The organism is Cupriavidus phytohabitans, assembly GCF_017815025.1.
GTDB lineage: Bacteria > Pseudomonadota > Gammaproteobacteria > Burkholderiales > Burkholderiaceae > Cupriavidus.
Genome location: NZ_JAGIQB010000020.1, coordinates 1 through 25,271, shown reverse-complemented (window position 1 = coordinate 25,271; position 25,271 = coordinate 1). Strand labels below are relative to the sequence as shown.

Annotated in this window: 17 protein-coding genes and 1 pseudogene; 7 read left to right on the top strand and 11 right to left on the bottom strand. The window is 65.1% G+C overall.

The window, feature by feature from the left end:
• Nucleotides 1–67: 67 nt before the first annotated feature.
• From J8I34_RS15675 to J8I34_RS15630, 10 genes are all read right to left on the bottom strand, one after another.
• The gene (locus J8I34_RS15675) at nucleotides 68–1,246 is read right to left on the bottom strand and encodes an acetyl-CoA C-acyltransferase (RefSeq protein ID WP_029048193.1); all 1,179 of its coding nucleotides are present in this window, start codon (nucleotides 1,244–1,246) and stop codon (nucleotides 68–70) included.
• A gap of 46 nt (nucleotides 1,247–1,292) precedes the next feature.
• Nucleotides 1,293–1,937, bottom strand: a complete 645-nt coding sequence (pncA, locus tag J8I34_RS15670) for a bifunctional nicotinamidase/pyrazinamidase (protein WP_029048192.1) — start codon at nucleotides 1,935–1,937, stop codon at nucleotides 1,293–1,295.
• A gap of 43 nt (nucleotides 1,938–1,980) precedes the next feature.
• Nucleotides 1,981–4,062, bottom strand: a complete 2,082-nt coding sequence (locus J8I34_RS15665) for a 3-hydroxyacyl-CoA dehydrogenase NAD-binding domain-containing protein (protein WP_029048191.1) — start codon at nucleotides 4,060–4,062, stop codon at nucleotides 1,981–1,983.
• 589 nt (nucleotides 4,063–4,651) lie between these two features.
• Nucleotides 4,652–6,976, bottom strand: a complete 2,325-nt coding sequence (locus J8I34_RS15660) for a TonB-dependent receptor (RefSeq protein WP_209806392.1) — start codon at nucleotides 6,974–6,976, stop codon at nucleotides 4,652–4,654.
• 298 nt (nucleotides 6,977–7,274) lie between these two features.
• Nucleotides 7,275–7,988 (bottom strand): ABC transporter ATP-binding protein, encoded by a 714-nt coding sequence (locus J8I34_RS15655; RefSeq protein WP_029048189.1) that lies wholly within the window; start codon nucleotides 7,986–7,988, stop codon nucleotides 7,275–7,277.
• A complete protein-coding gene (locus J8I34_RS15650) occupies nucleotides 7,988–8,761 on the bottom strand; it encodes an ABC transporter ATP-binding protein (RefSeq protein ID WP_029048188.1) in 774 nt (257 codons plus the stop codon). Before J8I34_RS15650 ends, J8I34_RS15655 begins: the two co-directional genes overlap by 1 nt.
• A complete protein-coding gene (locus J8I34_RS15645; protein WP_209806391.1) occupies nucleotides 8,758–10,071 on the bottom strand; it encodes a branched-chain amino acid ABC transporter permease in 1,314 nt (437 codons plus the stop codon). Before J8I34_RS15645 ends, J8I34_RS15650 begins: the two co-directional genes overlap by 4 nt.
• A gap of 4 nt (nucleotides 10,072–10,075) precedes the next feature.
• Nucleotides 10,076–11,023, bottom strand: coding sequence for a branched-chain amino acid ABC transporter permease (locus J8I34_RS15640; protein WP_029048186.1), 948 nt, complete (start codon nucleotides 11,021–11,023; stop codon nucleotides 10,076–10,078).
• 233 nt (nucleotides 11,024–11,256) lie between these two features.
• Nucleotides 11,257–12,507 (bottom strand): branched-chain amino acid ABC transporter substrate-binding protein, encoded by a 1,251-nt coding sequence (locus tag J8I34_RS15635; RefSeq protein WP_029048185.1) that lies wholly within the window; start codon nucleotides 12,505–12,507, stop codon nucleotides 11,257–11,259.
• Nucleotides 12,508–12,648: 141 nt separating this feature from the next.
• Nucleotides 12,649–14,274, bottom strand: coding sequence for a 3-(methylthio)propionyl-CoA ligase (locus J8I34_RS15630; RefSeq protein ID WP_209806390.1), 1,626 nt, complete (start codon nucleotides 14,272–14,274; stop codon nucleotides 12,649–12,651).
• Nucleotides 14,275–14,705: 431 nt separating this feature from the next.
• On the opposite strand from J8I34_RS15630, the gene J8I34_RS15625 reads away from it, so the two are divergent.
• The 5 genes from J8I34_RS15625 to J8I34_RS15605 all read left to right on the top strand — a co-directional run bounded on the left by J8I34_RS15625 (nucleotide 14,706) and on the right by J8I34_RS15605 (nucleotide 18,618).
• The gene (locus J8I34_RS15625) at nucleotides 14,706–16,301 is read left to right on the top strand and encodes a protein adenylyltransferase SelO (RefSeq protein ID WP_256441806.1); all 1,596 of its coding nucleotides are present in this window, start codon (nucleotides 14,706–14,708) and stop codon (nucleotides 16,299–16,301) included.
• 121 nt (nucleotides 16,302–16,422) lie between these two features.
• Nucleotides 16,423–16,887 (top strand): peptide-methionine (R)-S-oxide reductase MsrB, encoded by a 465-nt coding sequence (gene msrB, locus J8I34_RS15620; RefSeq protein ID WP_209806389.1) that lies wholly within the window; start codon nucleotides 16,423–16,425, stop codon nucleotides 16,885–16,887.
• Nucleotides 16,888–16,926: 39 nt separating this feature from the next.
• The gene (locus J8I34_RS15615; protein WP_029048181.1) at nucleotides 16,927–17,466 is read left to right on the top strand and encodes a septation protein A; all 540 of its coding nucleotides are present in this window, start codon (nucleotides 16,927–16,929) and stop codon (nucleotides 17,464–17,466) included.
• 38 nt (nucleotides 17,467–17,504) lie between these two features.
• On the top strand, nucleotides 17,505–17,819 hold the full coding sequence (locus J8I34_RS15610) for a BolA family protein (RefSeq protein WP_029048180.1): 315 nt from the start codon (nucleotides 17,505–17,507) through the stop codon (nucleotides 17,817–17,819).
• Nucleotides 17,820–17,823: 4 nt separating this feature from the next.
• Nucleotides 17,824–18,618 (top strand): peptidylprolyl isomerase, encoded by a 795-nt coding sequence (locus tag J8I34_RS15605; RefSeq protein ID WP_209806388.1) that lies wholly within the window; start codon nucleotides 17,824–17,826, stop codon nucleotides 18,616–18,618.
• Nucleotides 18,619–19,100: 482 nt separating this feature from the next.
• On the opposite strand, the gene purL is transcribed toward J8I34_RS15605, so the two are convergent.
• Nucleotides 19,101–23,147, bottom strand: a complete 4,047-nt coding sequence (purL, locus tag J8I34_RS15600) for a phosphoribosylformylglycinamidine synthase (RefSeq protein WP_209806387.1) — start codon at nucleotides 23,145–23,147, stop codon at nucleotides 19,101–19,103.
• A 386-nt stretch (nucleotides 23,148–23,533) separates the two neighbouring features.
• Here purL and J8I34_RS15595 point away from each other — a divergent pair, with 386 nt between their 5' ends.
• Both J8I34_RS15595 and J8I34_RS15590 read left to right on the top strand, forming a co-directional pair.
• Entirely contained in the window at nucleotides 23,534–24,898 is a 1,365-nt protein-coding gene (locus J8I34_RS15595) for an amidase (protein WP_209806386.1), read from the top strand.
• 115 nt (nucleotides 24,899–25,013) lie between these two features.
• Nucleotides 25,014–25,208, top strand: a pseudogene (locus J8I34_RS15590) (C4-dicarboxylate ABC transporter substrate-binding protein); the annotation flags it as partial.
• Nucleotides 25,209–25,271 lie beyond the last annotated feature (63 nt).

Here is a 25,271-nt window from a genome sequence, read left to right as displayed (position 1 = left end):
ACCCCCTGCCCCTCTCCCGCGAGCGGGAGAGGGGAGCAAACCGGCAGCGCGCCGGCGTCGCTGGCGATTACAGGACTTCGAACAACCCAGCCGCGCCCTGCCCGCCACCGATGCACATGGTCACCACCACATACTTCACGCCGCGGCGCTTGCCTTCGATCAGCGCATGGCCGACCAGGCGCGCGCCCGACACGCCATACGGATGGCCCACCGCGATGGCGCCGCCGTTGACGTTGAGGCGGTCCATCGGGATGCCCAGCTTGTCGGCGCAGTACAGCACCTGCACCGCGAAGGCTTCGTTCAGCTCCCACAGGCCGATGTCCTCGACCTTCAGGCCGGCCTTCTTCAGCAGCTTGGGCACCGCGAAGACGGGACCGATGCCCATTTCGTCCGGCTCGCAACCGGCCACGGCAAAGCCGCGGAATACGCCCAGCGGCTGCAGGCCGCGGGCCTCGGCAACGCGCGCGTTCATCACCACCGCCGCCGAGGCGCCGTCCGAGAACTGCGAGGCATTGCCGGCGGTGATCACGCCACCCGGCACCGCGCTGCGGATCTTGGCCACGCCTTCCAGCGTGGTGTCGGCGCGGATGCCTTCGTCGCGGTCGATGGTGACTTCCTTCGTCACCAGCTGGCCGGTGGACTTGTCGGCGACGCCGGCAAGCACCGTCATCGGCACGATCTCGTCCTTGAACTTGCCGGCTTCCTGCGCGGCGGCGGCGCGTTGCTGGCTGCGCACGCCGTACTCGTCCTGGCGATCCTTCGAGACGTTGTAGCGCTTGGCCACGTTCTCGGCGGTCTGCAGCATGTTCCAGTAGATTTCCGGCTTGTTCTTGACCAGCCAGCTTTCCTGGACCATGTGGCGGTTCATTTCCTGCTGCACGCAGGAGATGCTTTCCACGCCGCCGGCGACAAAGATGTCGCCCTCATCGGCGATCACGCGCTGTGCGGCCATGGCGATGGTCTGCAGGCCCGACGAGCAGAAGCGGTTGACGGTGGCACCGGGCACGGTGACCGGGCAACCGGCGCGCAGCGCGATCTGGCGCGCGATATTGGCACCGGTGGCGCCTTCCGGGTTGGCGCAGCCCATCAGCACGTCTTCCACTTCCGCCGCGTCGATCTTGGCGCGGGCGATGGCATGCTGCACAGCGTGGCCACCCAGCGTGGCACCGTGGGTCATGTTGAAGGCGCCCTTCCAGCTCTTGGCCAGGCCGGTCCGTGCGGTGGATACGATGACTGCTTCGTTCATGTGTTGCTCCTCGGAATCTTGTGTCGTTCAGTTCGGTGGTTTTGGTTCAGCCCTGGCCCTTGAGCACATCCGCGGACATCACGCGCGCGACGCCGGCGGCGCCGAGGTCCTGCCATGCCCTGGCCAGCGACCCCTGCAGGTCGATGGCGCGGCACGCATCCTCGATCACCGCGGCCTCGAAGCCCGCGGCGCGCGCATCGAGCGCGCTCCAGGCCACGCAGTAGTCCGTCGCCAGCCCGGCGCAGAACACGCGCTTCACGCCATGCTCGCGCAGGTAGCCTGCCAGCCCGGTGCGCGTGGTGCGGTCCGCTTCAAGGAAGGCGGAGTAGCTGTCCACGTCGGCATGGTGGCCCTTGCGGATCACCAGCCGGGCGTGCGGCACGTGCAGGCCCGCATGCAGCGCGGCGCCGGGGGTGTCCTGCACGCAGTGCACCGGCCACAACACCTGCTCGCCATACGGCAGCGTGAGCATCTGGAACGGCTGCGTGCCGGCATGGTTGGCCGCGAATGAAACGTGCGCGGCCGGATGCCAGTCCTGCGTCACCACCACATGCCCGAACGCGCGCGCCAGCCGGTTGATGACGGGCACCACCTCATCGCCGTTGGGCACGGCAAGCGCGCCGCCCGGCATGAAGTCGTTCTGCACGTCGATCACCAGCAGGCAATCGTCCGGTCCGATGGTGGTGTTCATGGCCGCTCCTGGCTGAACCCTCGTGGCGTCTTAGGCGTTAACGTTAGCCATTGAAGCCCTTGCCTTCGTCCGCCAGCTTCTGCAGCAGCGGCGCGACCTGCCAGGCTTCGCCGTGGTAGCCCTTGGCGTAGCGCTTCATGGCCAGCGCCACGTTGTACAGGCCGACCTGGTCCGCATACAGCATCGGGCCACCGCGGAACAGCGGGAAGCCGTAGCCGGTCAGGTACACCATGTCGATATCCGAGGCCTTTGAAGCAATGCCCTCTTCCAGGATCTTGGCGCCTTCGTTGACCAGCGCGAACACCAGGCGCTCGACGATCTCTTCGTCCGAGATCTTGCGGCGCGTGATGCCCAGGTCCTTGGAGTGCTGCACGATCATGTCGTTGACCTGCTGGTTCGGGTACGGCTTGCGGTCGCCCGCCTTGTAGTCGTACCAGCCCGCGCCGGTCTTCTGGCCGTAACGGCCCATCTCGCACAGCAGGTCGGCGGTCTTGGAGTACTGGATCTCAGGCTTGTCCACCGCGCGGCGCTTGCGGATGGCCCAGCCGATGTCGTTGCCGGCCAGGTCGCCCATGCGGAACGGGCCCATGGCAAAGCCGAACTTTTCGATGGCCTTGTCGACCTGCTCCGGCAGCGCGCCTTCGTCCAGCAGGTAGCCGGCCTGGCGGCTGTACTGCTCGATCATGCGGTTGCCGATAAAGCCGTCGCACACGCCCGACACCACCGCGGTCTTCTTGATCTTCTTGCCGATCTGCATGACCGTGGCCAGCACGTCCTTGCCGGTCTTCTCGCCGCGCACCACTTCCAGCAGCTTCATCACGTTGGCCGGGCTGAAGAAGTGCATGCCGACCACGTCCTGCGGACGTTTGGTGAACGAGGCGATCTTGTTCACGTCAAGCGTGGAGGTATTCGAAGCCAGGATGGCGCCCTGCTTCATCACTTCGTCCAGCTTCTTGAAGACGATTTCCTTGACGCCCATTTCTTCGAACACGGCCTCGATGACCATGTCGGCATCCTTGATGTCGTCATAGGACAGCGTGGTGCTCAGCAGGCCCATGCGCTGCTCGACCTTCTCTTGCGTGAGCTTGCCCTTCTTGGCGCTGTTCTCGTAATTCTTGCGGATGATGCCGACGCCGCGGTCCAGCGCTTCCTGCTTGGTTTCCAGGATGGTGACCGGGATGCCCGCGTTCAGGAAGTTCATGCTGATGCCGCCGCCCATCGTGCCGGCGCCGATCACGGCAACCTTCTCGATCTTGCGCACGGGGGTGCCTTCGGGCACGTCGGGAATCTTGCTGGCGGCACGCTCGCCAAAGAAGGCGTGGCGCAGCGCGCGCGATTCCGGCGTGGTCACGAGGTACAGGAAGCCCTCGCGCTCTTCCTTCAGGCCTTGCTCGAACGGCTTGAGCGAGCCGGCCACCGCTTCCAGGCACTTCAGCGGCGCAGGGAAGTTCTTGGCCATCGCGGCCACGGTGTTGCGGGCAAAGCCGAGGTAGCCTTCCGCGTTCTCGTGGCGCACCTTCAGGTCGCGCACCTTCGGGTGCGGGCCGCTGGCGGCGCCGACGTTCTGCGCGAACTTGACCGCCGCGGGCAGCACGTCGCCCTCGACGATTTCATCGAACAGCTTGGTGCCGGCGAACTTCTCGGACAGCACCGGGGTGCCGGACACGATCATGTTGGCGGCGGCCTCGAGGCCGATCACACGCGGCAGGCGCTGCGTGCCGCCGGCGCCGGGAAGCAGGCCCAGCTTCACTTCCGGCAGCGCGATCTGCGCGCCCTTGGAGGCCACGCGGTAGTTACAGCCCAGCGCCAGTTCCAGGCCGCCACCCATGGCCACCGAATGCACGGCGGCAACCACCGGCTTGGACGAGGCTTCCAGCACGCGGATCACCGAGTGCAGCGTCGGCTCCTGCATGGCCTTGGGGGTATTGAATTCACGGATATCGGCGCCGCCCGAGAATGCCTTGCCGGCGCCGGTGATGACGATCGCCTTGACGGCGGCATCGTCCAGCGCACGGGTCATGCCTTCGACGATGCCAAGACGGGTGCTGTGACCCAGGCCGTTGACAGGGGGATTGTCGAGCGTGATGACGGCTACGCCGTCCTGAACCTGATACTGCGCTGTCATGCTGGTTCCTTTTGCTAAAGGTTGTCTCGGGATTCGAATTCTCGAATTATTGTTTTGCTGCCAGGTGCGGGGGCGCGGTTGGCACAGGGTAAACCCGCCGCGATTCCCGCTTGCCGCAAGCCTTCAGGGGCTTGGGCGAAACAAGCATACACAAAATAGCACGGTCGTTCAATTTTAATTTCGGGGGTTTTGGGGTGGCATGCGTGGGGTGAATTTGGGCTTTTATTGCGGTGCATGGAAGGTCTGAGCTGAGGATGGGGCCACCCGTTCGCTGATGGCGCATCGGGCACATCTTGGGAGAGCTGGGTTTAAGGTCAGTATGGGCGTTAAATTCGGGCGGAGGCGGTTGAGTTGCATCGGAACTGGGGTGGTCTTGGCGTCGCTGTTGGTGACATGCTGTCGGCCGTTGAAGCTTTGTTGTCGCCATTGATGACATGCTGTCGGCTTGTGAACCGCCCGGTTCCGCGGACCTGGGCGGAACCAGGCGGCTCAACGGCCGACAGCATGTCACCAAGCAAGCCCCAAAAAACAAAAACGGCCCGCCTCCCGCCAATCGCGAGAGCCGGGCCGCAGGCCAATCCCAAAAAGCTTAGAACTTGAAGTTAGCCGTCACCATCCCAAACCGCCCAGCCCCCAGCGCACCGTAGTGGTTGTGCGCCTTGGTGTAATAGGTCTTGTCAAACAGATTCTGCACATTCAACTGCAACGACAGGCTCTTGTTGACGCGGTAAGCCGCCATCAGGTCAAACCGCCAGTACGACGGCACATACAGCGAGTTGGCCGGATTGGCATAGACCTTGTCGACATAGTACGCACCACCGCCAACCGTCAGCGCCGGCAGCACCTGATAGGTAGTCCACAGACTGAAGCTGTTCTTCGGTGTATTCGGGAACTGGTTCCCATTGTTGGCCGCATTGGTAGCCTGCGGGCCATTATCGATCAGCTCGCTGTTCAGATACGTATAGCCACCAAACAACCCCCACTTGTCAGTCAGGTTGCCGGCAAACCCCAACTCGAAGCCTTTCACGCGCTGCTTGCCAGCATTGACCGTCGTGTTGGCATCAACCGCCACACGCGCATTGTTCTTCTCGATCTGGAAGATCGCACCAGTCAGTGACAGGCGCTTGTCCAGCAGGTCCCACTTGGTGCCGATTTCCACCGAGCGCGCGGTTTCCGGCTCCAGGTTGCGCTGTGCCGCCGTGATGTTGTCGGCGCCATCGCCGTTGGTCGAACCCGGCGGCGTCGACGACGTGCCGTACGACACGTAGATGCTGCCGAAGTCGACCGGCTTGTAGACCACGCCCGCCTGGTAGTTAAAGAAATTCGACTTGTTGCGAATATCGACCTGCGCCACGGCCGCGCCGGTATTCGGGTTGGTATAGGCGTTGGCGAAAGCGTGCGTATCGTAGCTGTCGTAACGAACGCCACCGTTGACCATCCACTGCTTGGTAAGCTCGACCGTATCGAACAGGTAGACCGAGCGCGTGCTGGTGGTGGTGTTGGTGGTGTACGGCATCTTGGTGATGTTGCCGCGCCACGGGTCGTTCGGGTTCGGGTTGGCCAGCGGCGCGCAGTCGAAGCTGGCCACCAGCGATGCGTTGCAGGTGCCGGCGGCGGCCGCGGGATTGGCCGAGACGACGTTGTAAGGCGTGTTGTTGGTATCGTCGCGGCTGAACTCGAAGCCGAACAGCACGCTGTGCTTGAGGCTGCCGGTATCGAACTTGGCGGTCAGGTCGGTCTGGTTGGTCAGCGTCTCGGTGGCCGAGTCGCGGTTCTTGGTGTTGCGCCAGACAAAGCCGCGCGGCACGTTGCCGCGGCTGTCGTCAGGATTGGTGACGATGTAATCGTTGCTGGCGCGGCCCCAGCGCGTGGTATTGCTGAATACCAGGCCGTTGCGGAAGTCATGCTGGACCGTGGCCGTCGCAATATCCGACTGCGTCTTCTGGAAATCGCGACCGGTCAGGCCATAGAAGTTGTTGCGGTCGACGGCAACCGGCTGCGACGGATTGGCCTTGGTCGACTGGCTCGCCGGGCGCGAGTACGGAATGCTGTAGTCCGGCATGCCGTTGCCCTGCAGGTGGTAGTACGACAGCGTGACCTTCGTATCGGACTTCATGCCGAACGTCACCGACGGCGCAAAGCCCCAGGAGTTCTGGTCGACTTCGTCGCGGCCCGGCACGTTGGCGGTATAGCCCAGCGCGTTCAGGCGCACTGCAGTGTTGTCGTTGATCACGTAGTTGCCATCGGCCGTGGCGCGGAAGTAAGAGTCCGTGCCCACGCCGATCGAACCCTGCGCGAAGTTCTCCGCCTGCGGCAGCTTCGACACGATATTGATCATGCCACCCGCCGAGCCCTTGCCGCCAAAAGCAGAGCTCGGGCCCTTGATAACCTCGATGTTCTCGATGTTGAAGGTGTCGCGGGTCTGCGAAGCGGTGTCGCGCACGCCGTCGACATAGATGCTCGACATCGAGTCAAAACCGCGGATGAAAGGACGGTCGCCGATCGGGTTGCCGCCTTCGCCGGCGCCGAAGGTGATGCCCGGCGTGGTGCGCAGCGCATCCTGCAGCGAGTTCGAACCCGACTGCTGGATCACCTCGGCCGGCACCACGGTCACGGACTTGGGCGTATCGAGCAGCGGCGCGGTGAACTTGGGTGACTGCGCCTCTTCCACCTTGTAGCCGTCCTCGCGCTTGCCGGTCACGGTGACCCGTTCCAGCGTCACCGGCGCGGCCTTGCCGGTGGTGGTGGCGGCAGGCTGGCTCTCCTGCGCCGATGCGCCCTGCATGGCAAACGCGGCGACGGCACCTGCCAGCGCAGCGGCGAGCGGGGTCAATTCAAACGACTTCTGGTTTCCTTTCACGGTCTTGCTTCCCTGTGTTGTCTTGTAGTTCTTGACGCGAACAAGCGTGGTCATGAAGACAAGCCCAAGGAAGCGCAACCACCGTCGCCCGTGAATCAAGTCATCCATCCCCGGCGGGCGATTATATGGATGCCGGAATCGAAGTACAAATGCGAATCATTCCCACTTCGGAATTAAGACAAATTTACAACAGTGTTACAAAGAGACTTGCCAACGACAGGAAAGTTGAGTACTCAACTTTATCGAGAGGATCGAAGCGGCTTGGGGTGCCGAAGGCGCCGCTTTCCCCTGAGCGGCAATGAGAACATGAAGTCGCGCCGACGCTACATGGGCTGCAGCGCCGGCGGAACGCTCAAACCTCCAGCCACTCCTTCCGGATCTGCGAGTTCGCCTTGAGCTCGCCGGGCGTGCCCTCGAACACGATATGCCCGTGTCCCATGACATAGACCCGCTGTGAGATATCCAGCGCAATCGCCAGCTTCTGCTCGATCAGCAGTACAGAGACGCCCCGCTCTTTCAGCGTCTTCAGGTAGTCCCCCACCAGCGCCACGATCATCGGCGCCAGCCCTTCGGTGGGCTCGTCGATCAGCACCAGATCCGGATCGCCCATCAGCGTGCGGCACAGCGTCAGCATCTGCTGCTCGCCGCCGGACAACACGCCCGCCGCGGTGTTCTCGCGTTCCCTGAGCCGGGGGAACATGTTGAACATGTCCTCCACGGACCAGCGAGGCTTTGGCTGCCGCGGATTGCGCTTCTCGCCCAGCAGCAGGTTCTGCCGCACCGTCAGCGTCGGGAAAATGTCCCGGTTCTCCGGCACATAGCCGATGCCGAGGTGCGCGATCTCGAACGTCCGCCGCCCCAGGATCTCCTCGCCGCGGAACTTCACCGAGCCCTCGGCCTTGACCATGCCGAGGATGGCCTTGGCCATGGTCGAGCGCCCGACACCATTGCGCCCCAGCAGCGCGACGATCTCGCCTTCGCCGATATGCGCATCGACGCCATGCAGGATATGGCTCTTGCCGTAGTAGGCATGCAGGCCCGTGACTTCCAGCATCCGCTTGCCCATCAGTGCGCTCCTTCGGTGGCGTCTTCGTCCAGCGTGGTCCCCAGGTAGGCTTCCTTGACCTTGCGGTTGTTGCGGATCGCCTGCGGGGTATCGGTGGCAATGACTTCGCCGTAGACCAGCACCGAAATGCGGTCGGCCAGACCGAACACCACGCTCATGTCGTGCTCCACCATCACCAGCGTCTTGCCGACGGTGACCTTGCGGATCAGCTCGACCGCATGGTCGGACTCGGAGCGGCTCATGCCCGCGGTAGGCTCGTCCAGCAGAATCACCTCGGCCCCGCCGGCGATGGTGATGCCGATCTCCAGTGCGCGCTGCTCGGCGTAGGTCAGCAGGCCCGCCTGCGTATTGCGCCGGTGCTGCATGCCGATCAGTTCCAGTACCTCATCGGCCCGCTCGCGCGCATCGCGCAAACCCGTCAGCCGGTGCCAGAACGAATACTTGTAGCCGAGCGACCACAGCACCGCGCAGCGCAGGTTCTCGAACACCGACAGCCGATGGAAGATATTGGTGATCTGGAAGCTGCGCGACAGCCCCATGCGGTTGATCACGAACGGCTGCAGCCCGCCGATCTCCTGCCCGTTCAGGCGCACCGTACCGCTGGTGGGCGCAAAGCGGCCCGAGATCAGGTTGAAGGTGGTGGACTTGCCCGCTCCGTTGGGACCGATCAGCGCGTGGCGCTCGCCCTTCGGGATGCTCAGGTTCACACCGCGGATGATCTCCGTCTGGCCGAACTTCTTGCGTACCTCGGTCAGTTCCAGTGCCGCCGTCATGCCGTACCTCCCGCGATCTCCGCCTGCACCTTGTCCCATTCCGCGCGCGATGCGCGCACCGTCAGCCGCCATGCGGCCAGCCCCACGGCCCACAGCAGCGCCGCCACCGCCCATGGCGTCCACGTCGCGGCATCGAAGCCGACGCCGAACAGCTTCATGGCCGTGCCATTGGCGCTGTCGACCTGCACCTTGTAGACCAGCTCGACCGTCACGATCACCGCCAGCAGCAGCACCACGCCGGCCGCGCCGGCCCTGGCGTAGGACGGCAGCATGCGGCGCAGCTTGCCCTTCGCCGCCAGCGGCAACTGCATCAGCAGCAGGCTGGCCAGGCCGCCCGGCACGAACATCACCATCAGCACGAAGAACAGGCCCAGGTACAGCAGCCACGCCTTGGTCAGGTCCGACAGCGCCACCGCGAACAGCACGAACACCACCGCGCCGATGATCGGCCCGAAGAACACGCCCGCGCCGCCGATGAACACCGCCAGCAGCACGCCGCCGGAGCGCACCGCGCTGACGTTCTCGGCCGAGACGATCTCGAAGTTGATCGCCGCGAGCGCACCGGAAATCCCGGCGAAGAACGCCGACAGCACCAGCACCAGGTAGCGCACGCGCTGGGTGTTGTAGCCGATGAACTCGACCCGCTCGGGGTTGTCGCGCACCGCGTTGGCGATGCGGCCCAGCGGCGTCTGCGTCCACGCGTACATGGCCACCATCGACACCAGGCACCACACCGCGATCAGGTAGTAGACCTGGCGCCCGGGCCCGAAGGTGAGGCCCAGGAACGGGTCGCCGACCACGCGGTTGGTGGAGATACCGCCCTCGCCGCCGAAGAACTCGGGGAACATCAGCGAGCTGGCGAACACCATCTCGCCGATGCCCATGGTGATCATGGCAAAGGTGGTGCCGGCCTTCTTGGTGGTGACATAGCCGAAGATCACACCGAAGAACGCGCCGGCCAGCCCGCCCACCAGCGGCAGCATCGACACCGGCAGCCATACCGTGCCGGCGCCAACCATGTTCAGCACGTGCACCGCAATGAAGGCGCCCAGTCCGGAATACACCGCATGGCCGAACGACAGCATGCCGGTCTGCCCGAGCAGCATGTTGTACGACAGCGCAAAGATGATCATGATGCCCATCTGCGACATCAGCGTGATGGCGAAGCCCCCGGTAAACACCAGCGGCAGCACCAGCATGATGAGAATGGTCAGGCTCCAGATAACCCAGCGCGCCAGGTTCAGCGGTCGGTAGCGCAGGGTGCGGCCGGTCGACACCGGCTCGCGCGGTTGTTGCATCGCTTGCTCCATGACCTCAGCTCTCCCGGGTTCCCATCAGTCCACGCGGGCGGAAGATCAGCATCACCACCAGCAACAGGTATGGCAGCACTGGCGCCACCTGGGCCACCGTGAGCTTCCACAAGGCATAGAACGGCGTGGCTTCGCTGACTGCCATGCCAAGGCTGCGCAACAGCCCCGCGAGCGATGCGTCGATCGTGACCGCGAAGGTCTGCAGCACACCAATCAGGATCGACGCGATGAAGGCCCCCACCAGCGACCCCATGCCGCCGACCACTGCCACCACGAATACGATCGACCCCACCGCCGCCGCCATCGACGGCTCGGTGACAAAGGCATTGCCGCCGATCACGCCGGCCAGCCCCGCCAGCGCGGCGCCGCCGCCAAACACCATCATGAACACGCGCGGCACATTGTGGCCCAGCGCCTCGACCATTTCCGGATGGGTCAGCGCGGCCTGGATCACCAGACCGATGCGGGTACGCGTCAGTACCAGGTAGATCGCCACCAGCATGCCCAGCGACACCAGCATCATGAAGGCGCGGTATTTGGGAAAAGTCGAGGTGAACACCTGGAACAGCGGCCCTTCCAGCTCGGCCGGGATGCGGTATGGCACCGCTGCCAGCCCCCACACCAGCTTGACGCCCTCTTCGATCAGGTAGGCCAGGCCGAAGGTGAACAGCAGCTCGGCCACGTGGCCGTACTTGTGCACGGTGCGCAGGCCGAAGCGCTCCACCAGCGCGCCCGCGCCCGCGACCAGCAGCGGCGCGAAGATCAGCGCCGGCCAGAAGCCGACCTTGCTGGCGATGGTGTAGGCGAAATACGCGCCCAGCATATAGAAGCTGGCGTGCGCGAAATTGAGCACGCCCATCATGCTGAAGATCAGGGTCAGGCCCGACGACAGCATGAACAGCAGCAGCCCGTAGCTGATGCCGTTGAGCAGGGAGATGACGAAAAATTCCACAGCGTGTCCTTCAAGCTGGTGCCGCCGCAGTGGCCGCAGTCACGTTTGGCCGGCATCCGTCCGGCTGGATGGGGGGTGAGCGTCCCCCTCCGCAGGGCGCATGGCGCCCCGGACGCTACCGCTATCGATCCAGAAAGACCGAGAGTATGCAGGATCGGGCCGCCACGCTGTCACGCTCGCTGTCACGCCTTGTCACGCCGCGTGTCATCGTGGCCGGCCCGCCATGGACAGGATCAGCCCGGCCGCTTCATCTGGCAGGAGGTGGGCTGCGCGGACACGTACTGGTCCATCTGCGCGTTGGTCTTCCAGCCGTACCCGGTGTTCTCCTGGTCGTACTTGATCTCCTTGCCGTCGATCTTGGTCCAGGTAGCCACCACCAGCGGCTGCTGGGCCTGGTGGTCGGTATTGCGCATCTCGACCAGGCCGTTCATGCTCTCGACCTTGATGCCTTCCAGCGCCTTGGCCACCTTGACCGGGTCGGTCGAGTTGGCATCCTTGAACGCCTTGGACAGCATGGCGATGCCGGTGTAGGACGCCATCACGTAGAAGTCATCGTTGTACTTCTTCTTGAAGCCCTCGATGACGTCGGAGCCCTTGAACCCCTTGTTGTTGGGGTTGTAGTAGCCCACGTACTTGACGTGCTCGGCACCGGCCGCGCCCATGGCGGTCGGCACGCCAGTGGTGCCGGCGTAGTAGGTGTAGTAGTTGGTGGTCAGGCCGGCGTCCTTGCCCGCCTTGATCAGCAGCGCCAGGTCGCTGCCCCAGTTGCCGGTGATCACGGTATCCGCGCCCGAGGCCTTGATCTTGGCCGCATACGGCGCAAAGTCCTTCACCTGCGCCAGCGGGTGCAGGTCTTCACCCACGATCTGGATGTCCGGGCGCTTGCGCTTCAGGTAGTCCTTGGCCGCCTTGGCCACCTGGTGCCCGAACGAGTAATTCTGGTTGATCAGGTAAACCTTCTTGACGCCGGGATCCTTGGCCAGGAAGGTGGTCAGCGCCTCCATCTTCATGTCCGAGTTGGCGTCGAGCCGGAAATGCCAGTAGTTGCACTTGGCATTGGTCATGTCCGGGTCCACCGCGGCGTAGTTCAGGTAGATGATTTCCTTGCCGGGGTTGCGCTCGTTGTGCTTGGCCACCGCATCCTGCAGCGCCAGCCCGACCGACGAGCCGTTGCCCTGCACGATATAGCGGATGTTCTGGTCGATCGCCTGCTTCAAAATGGTCAGGCTTTCCTGCGGCGAGAGCTTGTTGTCGAAGCCCACCACCTCGAACTTGTGCGCGCCGGCCCAGCCCTTCTGGTTGGCCACGTCGGCCACGAACTGCCAGCTCTTGAGCTGGTTCTGCCCAACGGGGGCCATCAGCCCCGAAAGCGGATCGATGAAGGCGATCTTCACCGTATCCGCGAGTGCCGAACCCGAAACCAGCGCAGAACCCATTGCGGCGAACATGGCCACACCAGCCACCAGCGGACGCATCTTGGTCATACTGTCTCCTTCACTCTTGTCGTTGGCTTGTCATTGATTGCGGCCGGCGGCGTGGCGCCCTCCTGTTCGCGCCATGCAGCCGGACCCCGGCAGCGCCGTGCCGCAAGCAGGCACGGCGCACCGGCTGCTGCCCTGCCCGCCTCAGGCGGCAGGCAGCTTGTAGTCCTTGAACTGTTCGCGCAGCTTGAGCTTCTGCATCTTGCCGGTGGCAGTCAGCGGAATCTCGGTGACAAAGGCCACATCGTCCGGGATCCACCACTTGGCGACCTTGCCCTCGAAGAACTGCAGCAGTTCCTCGCGCGTGACCTCTGCGCCGGGCTTCTTCACCACCACCAGCAGCGGACGCTCGTCCCACTTGGGGTGGTAGGCCGAGATGCAGGCCGCCATATGCACCGCGGGGTGCGCGGCGGCGACGTTCTCGATGTCGATCGACGAAATCCATTCGCCGCCGGACTTGATCACGTCCTTGCTGCGGTCCGTGATCTGCATGAAGCCGTCTTCATCGATGGTGGCGACGTCGCCGGTCGGGAACCAGCCGTCGACCAGCGGGTTGCTGCCGTTGCGGTAGTACTGGTCGATGATCCATGGCCCGCGCACCATCAGGTCGCCGAAGGCCTTGCCGTCCCACGGCAGTTCCTTGCCTTCGCCGTCGACGATCTTCATGTCGACGCCGAAAATCACGCGGCCCTGCTTCTCCTGGATCTTGTGGCGGTCGGCATCGGACAGTTCATCATGCTTGGCCAGCAACTTGCACGAGGTGCCCAGCGGCGACATCTCGGTCATGCCCCAGGCGTGGATGACATCCACGTCCAGCGCCTCGAGCGCGCGGATCATGGCCGGCGGCGCGGCCGACCCGCCAATCACGGTGCGGCGGAAGGTGGAGAACTTCAGGTTGTTCGACTGCACGTATTGCAGCAGGCCGAGCCACACCGTCGGCACGCCGGCGGAGAAGGTCACCTTCTCCTGCTCGAACAGCTCATAGAGCGAGGCTCCGTCAAGCTTGGCGCCCGGGAACACCAGCTTGGCGCCGACCAGCGGCACCGAGTACGGCAGGCCCCAGGCGTTGACGTGGAACATCGGCACCACGGGCAGGATCACGTCGCGTGCCGAGCAGCCGAGCGCGTCGGGCAGCGCCGACGCGTACGAGTGCAGCACGGTGGAGCGGTGTGAATACAGCGCGCCCTTGGGATTGCCGGTGGTGCCCGAGGTGTAGCACAGGCTCGACGCGAGGTTCTCGTCGAACTGCGGCCATTCGTAATTGCCGTCCTGCGTTTCGACCAGTTCCTCGTAGCACAGCAGCGGCACCTTGGACTCGGCCGGCATGTGGGCGCGATCGGTCATCGCGACCCAGCCTTTCACATTGGGGCAATGCGGCGCGACGCCCTCTACCAGCGGCAGGAAGGTCAGGTCGAAAAAGACGTAGCTGTCTTCGGCATGGTTGACGATATAGGCGATCTGCTCGGGGAACAGGCGCGGGTTGATGGTATGGCAGACGGCGCCCATGCCCGATACGCCGTAGTAGACCTCGAGGTGGCGGTAGCCGTTCCACGCCAGCGTGCCGACGCGCTCGCCCTGCTGCACGCCCAGCGCGCCGAGCGCCTGCGCCACCTTGCGGGCGCGCAGTTCGCAATCGCGGTAGGTATAGCGGTGCAGGTCGCCCTCGGTGCGGCGCGAAACGATTTCCGTAGACCCGTAATAACGGGCGGCGTGCTTGATGATGGAGGAAATGAGCAGCGGCGCACTCATCATTTGACCCATCAATGCCATGAAACTGCCTCCTGAAGTCTGGTGGATTCGTCTAAAAAACGAACAACCGTACTATTTTTTGGCGGTTGTCCGCGTGCCTCGAAACAGCGTTACTGCGATTCTGTTGTGCATTGCCGTACTGCTGGGTGAAGCCGTGAGGTGAAGCCGTAGTCAAGCCGTGGTCATCGGGGCCGCAATTCTGCGAAATCCATGCACCGGATTCATGTGCGCACTGAAGGAGGGAAATAACTGCGCGGTGCCTGGCGGTCTCACCAGATGTGAGCCGTTGAGGACGTACAATACTGCGTGGCATGTTGCACCTCAACATGTCGTTTTCCCTAGCCATCTACGCATTCCCGTGCCCTCGTCATGCGGCGTCGCCCCGCCCCGGAAGCGGCCCTGCGCGCCGCGCCCGACCCGCGGATTGCACTTGCCGCGCGCCCTCTTTCGCGATGCCAGACACGACCCAGCCCAACGCCCTGCACGTCTCCGATAACGACTCCGACACCAACGGTGACGCGGCGCTCGCCGTACCCTTCTCCACCACACCCGGCTTCTCCATGCTTGGCGAGAAATTCTTTACGCGCCTGCGGCCAACGCCGTTGCCATCGCCCTACCTGGTCGGCGTGGCGCCGGCCGCCGCGGCGCTGCTCGGCTGGGATGCCGGCGCCGGTGCCGCGCCAGGCTTTGTCGAGACCTTTGTCGGCAACCAGGTGCCCCGCTGGGCCGATCCGATTGCCACGGTCTATTCCGGACACCAGTTCGGCATCTGGGCCGGGCAACTCGGCGACGGCCGCGCGATCCGGCTGGCGCAGGCCGACACGGCTGCCGGCCCCTGGGAAATCCAGCTCAAGGGCGCCGGGCTGACGCCCTACTCGCGCATGGCCGATGGCCGCGCGGTGCTGCGCTCGTCGATCCGCGAGTACCTGTGTTCGGAAGCGATGGCCGCGCTGGGCGTGCCGACCACGCGCGCACTCAGCATCGTCGGCTCGGACGCGCCGGTGCGGCGCGAAACCATCGAGACCTCGGCGGTGGTCACGCGCCTGGCGCCGACCTTTGTCCGCTTCGGCCATTTCGAGCATTTCGCCGCGCATGACGACGTGGCCTCGCTGCGCCAACTGGCGGACTTCGTCATCGACAACTTCATGCCGGCCTGCCGCGACGATGCACAGCCCTACCAGGCGCTGCTGCGCGAAGTCTCGCTGCGCACCGCCGACCTGGTCGCGCACTGGCAGGCCATCGGTTTCTGCCATGGCGTGATGAACACCGACAATATGTCGATCCTGGGCCTGACCATCGACTATGGCCCGTTCGGCTTCCTCGATGCATTCGACGCCAACCATATCTGCAACCACTCCGATACGCAGGGCCGCTACGCCTACAGCCAGCAACCGCAAGTCGCGTTCTGGAACCTGCACTGCCTGGCGCAGGCGCTGCTGCCGCTGTGGCTGCCGCGGGAAGACGCCGACAAGGAAGCCGCCCGCGATGCCGCCATCGAGGCGGCGCGCGCAGCCATCGACCCGTTCCGCGACCGCTATGCCGCCGCCTTCTTCCGCCACTACCGCGCCAAGCTGGGCCTGCGCCCGCCGGCCGGCGGCGACGGGGTTGCGAACGACAAGGCCGACGAACCGCTGCTGACCAGCCTGTTCCAGCTGCTGCACGGGCAGCGTGTCGACTACACCCTGTTCTGGCGCAAGCTGTGCGGCATCTCGTCGCAGGATGCCTCGCGCGATGCGCCGGTGCGCGACCTGTTCCTGGACCGCGCCGCCTTCGACGCCTGGGCCGCCGACTACCGCGCGCGGCTGCGTGCGGAGCAATCGGACGACGCCGCGCGCGAACTGGAAATGCGGGCGGTGAACCCCAAATACGTGCTGCGCAACCACCTTGCCGAAACCGCGATCCGGCGCGCGCGCGAAAAGGATTTCAGCGAGGTCGAGCGCCTGCTGGCGGTGCTGTCGAGCCCATTCGACGAGCAGCCCGAGGCGGAGCACTACGCTGCGCTGCCGCCCGACTGGGCAGCCGGGCTGGAAGTCAGCTGCTCGTCATGACCGGATTGCGCATGCGCCGGAGCCTGCACGCCGGCGCAGTACGGTGTAAGGTTCGCGCCAGTGCCCCGACCAACGAAGGTTCCGGGGCCATGACCCCGGGCAAGACCGCGAGGAAACGACAATGACCACCACCAAGACCGACGCCGAATGGCGTGAACATCTCTCCGACATCGAATATCGCGTGACGCGCGAAGCCGCGACCGAGCGGCCCTTCACCGGCCGCTACTGGGACCACTGGGAACGCGGCATCTACAACTGCGTCGGCTGCGGCACGCCGCTGTTCGAGTCCGCCACGAAATTTGACGCCGGCTGCGGCTGGCCCAGCTATTTCCGCCCCATCAACGGCGAGGTCATTGCCGAACACGCCGACCACACCCACGGCATGGTGCGGGTGGAAGTCCGCTGCAAGGAATGCGGCAGCCACCTGGGCCATGTGTTCGAGGACGGACCGGCCCCGACCGGCCTGCGCTATTGCATCAACTCGGCTGCGTTAAAATTCGATGATCGCGACCCGGCGCAGCGTGAGGCGGATCATGCCCACGACGCCGGCAGCGACAATGAGCCCCGGCGCGACCCGCAGCGCTGACAAGCCCCGGCCATCGCGCCGGCAACAACCTGGTACCGCATGAAATTCCTGTTCGACCTGTTCCCGGTCATCCTGTTTTTCGCCGCCTTCAAGCTGGCCGACATCTACACCGCCACCGCCGTGGCCATTGCCGCCACGGTGGTGCAGATCGGCTGGGTCTGGTTTCGCCACCGCAAGGTCGAGCCGATGCAGTGGGTCAGCCTGCTGATCATCGCGGTCTTTGGCGGCGCCACGCTGGTGCTGCACAACGAAACCTTCATCAAGTGGAAGCCGACCGTGCTCTACTGGATGTTCGCCGTGGCGCTGCTGGGCTCGGTAATGGTCTGGCGCAAGAACCTCATCCGCGCGATGATGGAAAAGCAGGTCACGCTGCCCGATCCGGTGTGGACGCGCCTGAATGCCGCCTGGGCCGGTTTCTTCGCCGTCATGGGCGTGCTGAATCTCTACGTGGCCTACCAGTTTTCCACGGACGTCTGGGTCAACTTCAAGCTGTTCGGCAGCATGGGGCTGATGCTGGCGTTCATCGTCGCGCAGAGCGTCTGGCTGTCGCGTCATATGCCTGAGAACAGCCAGGACTGACGCTCCCGGCCGTCTTATCTCCGAGAAGGAAACTACCGATGGCAGCCAATCCCGCCACGATCGAGGCGCTGCTGCGTGAAGCGCTCGCCCCCAGCCACCTCGCCGTGCGCGACGACAGCGCACTGCATGCCGGACACGCCGGCGCCGCATCCGGCGGTGGACATTACGACGTGACAATCGTCAGCGAGCGCTTTGCAGGTCACAGCCGGGTTGCGCGACACCGCATGGTGTATGATGCGCTGCGCAGTCTGTTCCCCACGCAGATCCACGCCCTGGCCGTGACTGCGTACACCGACCAAGAGTACCAATCGCGCGCCCAGGAGCGCGCTTCTTCCAGCAACTCTCAGACCTGATTCCATGAAGACCACCGTCCTCTCGTTCAGCCTGGCGGCTGTGCTTGCAGCTGGCAGCCTGCCGGCCATCGCCCAGAATGCCGCCGTCGTGAATGGCAAGGCCATTCCGTCGACAAAGCTGGACAAGTTGATCGCCGGCACCGGCCAGCCCGACAACCCGGAGCTGCGCAAGCGTGGCCGCGACATGCTGATCGACCGCGAACTGCTCGTGCAGGAAGCCAACAAGCGCGGTATCACCCAGCGCGACGACGTGCAGGAGCAACTGGAACAGGCACGCCTGAACGTGCTGGCCGGCGCGGTGTTCGAGGACTACGTCAAGACCCACGGCGCCAGCGACGCCGAGCTGCGCAAGCAGTACGACAAGATCAAGTCGCAATTCGGCAATGGCAAGGAATACCATGCCCGCCATATCCTGGTGGAGAAGGAAGCCGACGCCAAGGCGATCATTGCCAAGATCAAGGGCGGCGCCAAGTTCGAGGAACAGGCCAAGGCCGCGTCGAAGGACCCGGGCTCGGCCGCCAACGGTGGCGACCTGGACTGGGCCAACAGCAGCAGCTACGTGCCGGAATTCTCGGCGGCCATGACCGGCCTGAAGAAGGGCCAGATGACCGATACGCCGGTCAAGACCCAGTTCGGCTGGCACATCATCGAGCTGGTGGACGTGCGCGAAGCCAAGATCCCGTCGTTCGAAGAGGTCAAGCCGCAGCTGATGCAGATGCTGATGGGCGACCAGAACTGGCAACGCGAGCAGTTCCAGGCCATGATGAAGTCGCTGAAGGACAAGGCGAAAATCCAGTAATCACGGACCGGTCGCCCCCACCGGTTCTGCAAGGTTGAACGATGCAGCGTGTGGAGACGACCGCCCCCTACTGGCAACTGTGGCATCTCACGTCCCGGGGCATGTGCTATTGCGCGTTGGCCTGGGCGTCTTTGGACGGCGCCGCTCCAGGCTGGCGCCAGCTCCATTCCTACCTTCCCCTGCGTGACCGTTATGCGCCTGAGAAGATCCTGCATGCCGTGGTGGCGTACAAGGAGGCTCGGGGTGAGATCAGGCCGCCTCCTGGATTTGAGGCGGGGCGGATGCTCACTTATGCATATGCGTCGTGGAGTTCGCGGTTGATAGCGCCGGATTTGGGATGAATCGGCTTTCGTAGATTGTCTGGCCCTCGCAGCTGATGAGATGTTGTTGGCCGTTGAACCGCCTGGTTCCGCCCTCCTGGGCGGTTCAACGGCCAACAACATCTCATCAGCCGCGAAGGCACTAAGCATTGAGGCAGGCCCTCACCCCACCCACTTCCTCGCATTCCGGAACATCCGCATCCACGGGCTGGCACCATCGCCAACCTGCTTCCACGCATCCGGCGCCCAGCTCATGGTCGCAGCCCGGAACACGCGCTCCGGGTGCGGCATCAGCACGGTGAAGCGCCCGTCGACAGTGGTCACCGAGGTGATACCCTCGGGCGAACCATTGGGATTCAGCGGATAGGTTTGCGTCACCGCGCCGTAGTTGTCGACGAACCGCAGCGCGACGTTGGCCTCACCGATATTCCCCTGCTGCGAGAAATCCGCAAAGCCTTCACCGTGCGCAACCACGATAGGAATGCGGCTGCCTTCCATGCCAGCAAAGAAGATCGACGGCGACGACTGCACCTCCACCGTGACGTAACGCGCCTCGTACTGCTCCGACTGGTTACGCGTGAACTGCGGCCACGCGCCCGCGCCCGGGATGATCGGGGCCAGGTTGCTCATCATCTGGCAGCCATTGCACACGCCCAGCGCGAAGGTGTCCTGGCGGTTGAAGAACGCCGCGAACTGCTCGGCCATCTGGGCGTTGAACAGGATGGTCTTGGCCCAGCCTTCACCAGCGCCGAGCACGTCGCCATAGCTGAAGCCGCCGCAGGCCACGAAGCCCTTGAAGTCAGCCAGGTTGGCGCGGCCGGCGATCAGGTCACTCATGTGCACGTCGTGCGTGTCGAAACCCGCACGGTCCATGCTGTAAGCCATCTCGATCTGCGAGTTGACGCCCTGCTCGCGCAGGATGGCCACGCGCGGACGCGCGCCGGTGGCGATGAACGGCGCGGCGATGTCTTCGGCCGGATCGAACGTCAGCACCGGGCTGATGCCAGGATCGGCAGCATCCAGCAGGCGGTCGTATTCGCTATCCGCGCAGGCCGGGTTGTCGCGCAGGCGCGCGATGCGCCAGCTGACTTCGCTCCAGTTGCGTTGCAGGTCCGTACGCGACGCACCGAACACCTTCTTGGCATCGCGGTAGATCTCGACCTGGTCGGTGGTGTTAGGCTTGCCGACCACGTGGCTGCATGCAGACAGGCCGGCCTCGCGCAGCACCGCGAAGACTTCGTCGCGGTCCTGCATGCGCACTTGCACCACCGCACCCAGCTCTTCCGAGAACAGCGCGCGCAACGTCTGGTCGTTTCGCCGCTCGGCGATCTGCTGGGCCCAGTTCTTGGCATCGCCGTAGTCCTGTTCCTGCTGCGGATCCAGGGCCAGCATGTCAACGTTGAGCGAAACACCGCAATGGCCGGCAAAGGCCATTTCGGCCAGCGTGGCAATGAAGCCGCCGTCGGAACGATCGTGGTAGGCTAGCAGCTTGCCCTCGCGGTTCAGGCGCTGGATCACATTGAAGAAGTTCTTCAGGTCTTCGGCGTTGTCGACGTCCGGTGCGCTGTCGCCCACCTGTTGCGTGACCTGCGCCAGGATGCTCCCGGCCATGCGGTTCTTGCCGCGGCTCAGGTCGACGGCGATCAGCACGGTGTCGCCCGCATCGGTGCGCAACTGGGGCGTCAGCGTGCGGTTGACGTCGTCCACCGCGGCGAAGGCCGAGATGATCAGCGACACGGGCGCCACCACTTCCTTGTTGACGCCGTCGTCCTGCCACTTGGTGCGCATCGACAGCGAATCCTTGCCGACCGGGATGCTGATGCCCAGTGCCGGGCACAGTTCCATGCCGACCGCATGCACGGTGTCATAGAGCTTTGCGTCCTCGCCTTCCACGCCGCAGGCCGCCATCCAGTTGGCCGACAGCTTGACCTTGCCCAGGTCCTTGACCGGAGCGGCAGCCAGGTTGGTCAGCGCCTCGCCGATCGCCATGCGGCCCGAAGCCGGGGCATCGATCACGGCCAGCGGGGTGCGCTCGCCCATGGTCATCGCCTCGCCGGCATTGCCCTTGTAGTCCAGCGTGGTCACGGCCACGTCGGCCACCGGCACCTGCCACGGCCCGACCATCTGGTCGCGCGCGTTCATGCCGCCCACGGTGCGGTCGCCGATCGAAATCAGGAACGACTTGTTGGCCACGGTCGGATGGCGCAGCACATCGCGCACGGCCTGCTCCAGGCTGATGCCGGTCACGTCCACGGCCGGCAGCGGCTGCTCGACGCGCTTGACGTCGCGGTGCATGCGCGGCGGCTTGCCCAGCAGCACGTCCATCGGCATGTTGACGGCGTAGTGTTCCTTGAGCGCGGCGTCGACGCTGGCGTCGACCAGTTGCAGCTGCTTTTCCTCGGTGGCAATGCCGACCACCGCGAACGGCGAACGCTCGCGCTCGCACATGGCCTGGAACTGCGGGAAGCTGTCCGGCGCGATCGCCAGCACATAGCGCTCCTGCGACTCGTTGCACCAGATCTCCGCCGGCGACAGGCCGGACTCTTCCAGGTGCACCTGGCGCAGGTCGAAGCGCGCGCCACGGTCGGCGCCGTCCACCAGTTCAGGGAACGCGTTGGATATGCCGCCCGCACCGACGTCGTGGATCGACAGGATCGGGTTGGCGTCGCCGAGCTGCCAGCAGGCGTTGATCACTTCCTGCGCGCGGCGCTCCATCTCGGGGTTGCCGCGCTGGACCGAATCGAAGTCCAGGTCGGCGGTATTGGTGCCGGTCGCCATCGAGCTGGCGGCGCCGCCGCCCATGCCGATGCGCATGCCCGGGCCGCCCAGCTGGATCAGCAGCGTGCCGGCCGGCAGCGGGTTCTTGTGCGTGTGCGAGGCGTCGATATTGCCGATGCCGCCCGCGATCATGATCGGCTTGTGGTAGCCGCGCACGGTGCCGCCGACGTTCTGCTCGTAGACGCGGAAGTAGCCGCCCAGGTTGGCGCGGCCGAATTCGTTGTTGAACGCGGCGCCACCCAGCGGGCCGTCGATCATGATCTGCAGCGGCGAGGCGATGCGGTCCGGCTTGCCGGTGACGCCGGGCTTGTCGTCGGGGTTGCGGTGCGCCACCGGCTGGGCGGCGTCGCGGTCGTTTTCCCACGATTCGACGGCGTCGGGCAGCATCAGGTTGGACACCGTGAAGCCGGTCAGCCCGGCCTTGGGCTTGGCGCCGCGGCCGGTCGCGCCTTCGTCGCGGATTTCACCGCCGGCGCCGGTCGAAGCGCCCGGGAACGGCGAGATCGCGGTCGGGTGGTTGTGCGTCTCCACCTTCATCAGCGTGTGCGTCAGCGCCTCGTGGCGGCCGTACTTGTGGTCATCGCCGCGCGGGAACCAGCGCTCGGCCACGTCGCCTTCCATCACCGCCGAATTGTCCGAGTAGGCCACGATCGAGCCTTGCGGATTGAGCTGGTGCGTATTGCGGATCATCGCGAACAGCGACTTGTCCTGCTGCACGCCGTCGATGGTCCAGGTGGCGTTGAAGATCTTGTGGCGGCAGTGTTCGCTGTTGGCCTGCGCGAACATCATCAGCTCGACGTCGGTCGGGTTGCGCTCCAGCTTTGCGTAGGCATCGACCAGGTAGTCGATCTCGTCCTCGGACAGCGCCAGGCCCATCTCGACGTTGGCCGCGGCCAGCGCGCTGCGGCCGGCGGCGATGTCGATAAAGCGCAGCGGCTTGGCCGGCAGTTCCTGGAACAGGCCGGCGGCATCGTCACGCGAGGCGACCACGGTCTCGGTCATGCGGTCGAACAGGTGCGCGGCGACGGCGGCGCGGGTGTCCGCATCCAGCGACTTGCGGCCGCGCAGCAGGCCCTTCTTGCAGACCACGGTGATCTCGATGCCGCGCTCGATGCGGTGGATATGCGTCAGGCCGCAGTTGTGGGCGATGTCGGTCGCCTTGCTGGCCCACGGCGAGATCGTGCCGAAGCGCGGGATCACGACGAAGCGGTCGCCCTCGGGCTGCTCGGCGAAGGGTGCGCCATAGGTCAGCAGCGCCGCCACGCGCGACTGGTCGTCGGCCGACAGCGGCATCTGCGCGTCAACAAAATGCAGGAACTGGCCGTGCACCGATTCGATATCGGCATCGATTTGCCGCAGGGCGGTGAGCAGGCGTTGCTGACGGAAGGCGGAAAGCGCCAAAGCGCCGGGGAAGCACGAGAAATGCGCCATGATCGTAGCGGTCAGGGAGGCGTGGAGGTAAGGCCTGGGTAAAGGCTAACAAAGGCCTGGGTAACGGGCCTGGGTAATGGCTGCTGCTTGGCCGGCACCGCTGCATGGGGCGTCCGGCTGGCGGGAAACCGCTATTGTACCTTGCCGGGCGGGGGATTTTGCATTGCGCCATCACGGCGGCGCCGTGTTACAGGGATTCGTGATAATGCTTATGCATCACTTTGCGCAATTTATCGCCCGAGTGATGTTCTCGGTTACTGCGGGCGTCGACCACCGCAGTGCGCTGCCGTCAACGCTTATGCGCGTCATTCGGCATTTTTAGCTTGACACTTGATTCGCGAATTATGAGCATGGTCACCACCCCCGGTACCGCACCACCGCGCCCAATGCCATCCATGCTTCCCGATCTCGACACCCTGAACACCCGCCTGCGCGAGGGCGCCACCAGCCGCGCAGCGGTCCTTGAGCAGGTCGCCGCCGCGGCAGCCGCGCCCGCCGCCGAAGCCGTGTTCCTGCACAGCACCTTCGAGGCCGCCGCGCAGGTCGCTCGCGCCGCCGATGCCGCCGGCGGCGCCGGCAAGACGCTGCACCCGCTGGCCGGCCTGCCAGTCTCGGTGAAAGACCTCTATGACGTCGCGGGCGAAGTCACGCGCGCGGCCTCGGTCGTACGCCAGGATGCCGCCCCGGCGACAATGGACGCGACCGTGGTGGCGCGCCTGCGCCAGGCGGGCGCAGCCATCGTCGGCCGCACCAATATGACGGAGTTCGCCTTTTCCGGCGTCGGCATCAACCCACACTACGGCACGCCGGTCAACCCGGCCAGCGAGCCCGGCACTCCGCGCATTCCCGGCGGCTCGTCGTCGGGCGCGGCAGTGTCGGTGGCGCTCGGGCTGGCGGTCGCGGCGCTTGGCAGCGATACCGGCGGCTCGATCCGCATCCCGGCCGCGCTGTGCGGTATCACGGGCTTCAAGCCGACTGCCCGGCGCGTGCCGCTGACCGGTGCCTTCCCGCTGTCGTACACCCTCGACACCGCGTGCGCCATGGCGCGCACGGTCGGCGACTGCGTCACGGTCGATGCCGTGATCGCCGACCAGGCGGTGCTGCCGCGCGTCACCGGCCCGTCGGCCACGCGGCTGGCAATTCCCCGCCAGTACCTGCTGGACGACCTCGACCCCGTCGTTGCCCACGCCTTCGACCGCGCACTCGGCCGGCTGTCCGCCGCCGGCGTGCAGCTGGAACATGTCGACCTGCCCGAGCTTGGCGAACTCGCCGCCCTGAACGCACAGGGCGGCTTCAGCGCGCCCGAGGCTTATGCCATCCACCGCCATGTGCTGGCCGGCAAGCGCGAGCTGTACGACCCGCGCGTGGCATCGCGCATCGACCGCGGCGCAACGGTCAGCGCCGCCGACTATATCGACCTGGGCCGCGCCCGCCTCGACTGGATCGCCCGCATGGAAGCGCGCCTGGCCAGCTTCGACGCGGTGGTGTGCCCGACCGTGCCGATGGTCGCTCCCGAGATCGCGCCGCTGCTCACCGATGACGCGCAATTCTTCCGCGTCAATGCCCTGCTGCTGCGCAACACCTCGGCCTTCAACTTCTTCGACGGCTGCTCGATTTCGCTGCCCTGCCACGCGCAGGACGAGCTGCCGGTCGGGTTGATGCTGTCGCACGGCCCGATGCGCGATGCCGAACTGCTGGGCACGGCCCTTGCGTTGGAACGGATCGTGCAACCGTCTTCGCGCGACGACTGAGACCGCCGCCGCGCCGTTGATCTTGCGCTGACCGCGGCCCACGCCGCGGAAGGCACCAGGTAGTACGCAGACAGCTGTACAACCGCGCCCCGCGCGCACACCAGGAGAGATCGAGATGCGAGTCAAGGCAATCGTTGCGGCTGGCCTGGCGCTGGCCGCCATAACGGTACAGGCGGATACCAAGTGGGACCTGCCCACCGGCTACCCGGCGAGCAACCTGCATACCGAAAACCTGCAGCAGATGGCCAACGACGTCGACAAGGCGACTGGCGGCAAGCTCAAGATCGTGCTGCACCCTAAGGATGGTCTGAACAACCTGCCGTAGCCGAAGGCCACGGCGTGCTCAGCACGCATTGATTTCACAGGATGAGAC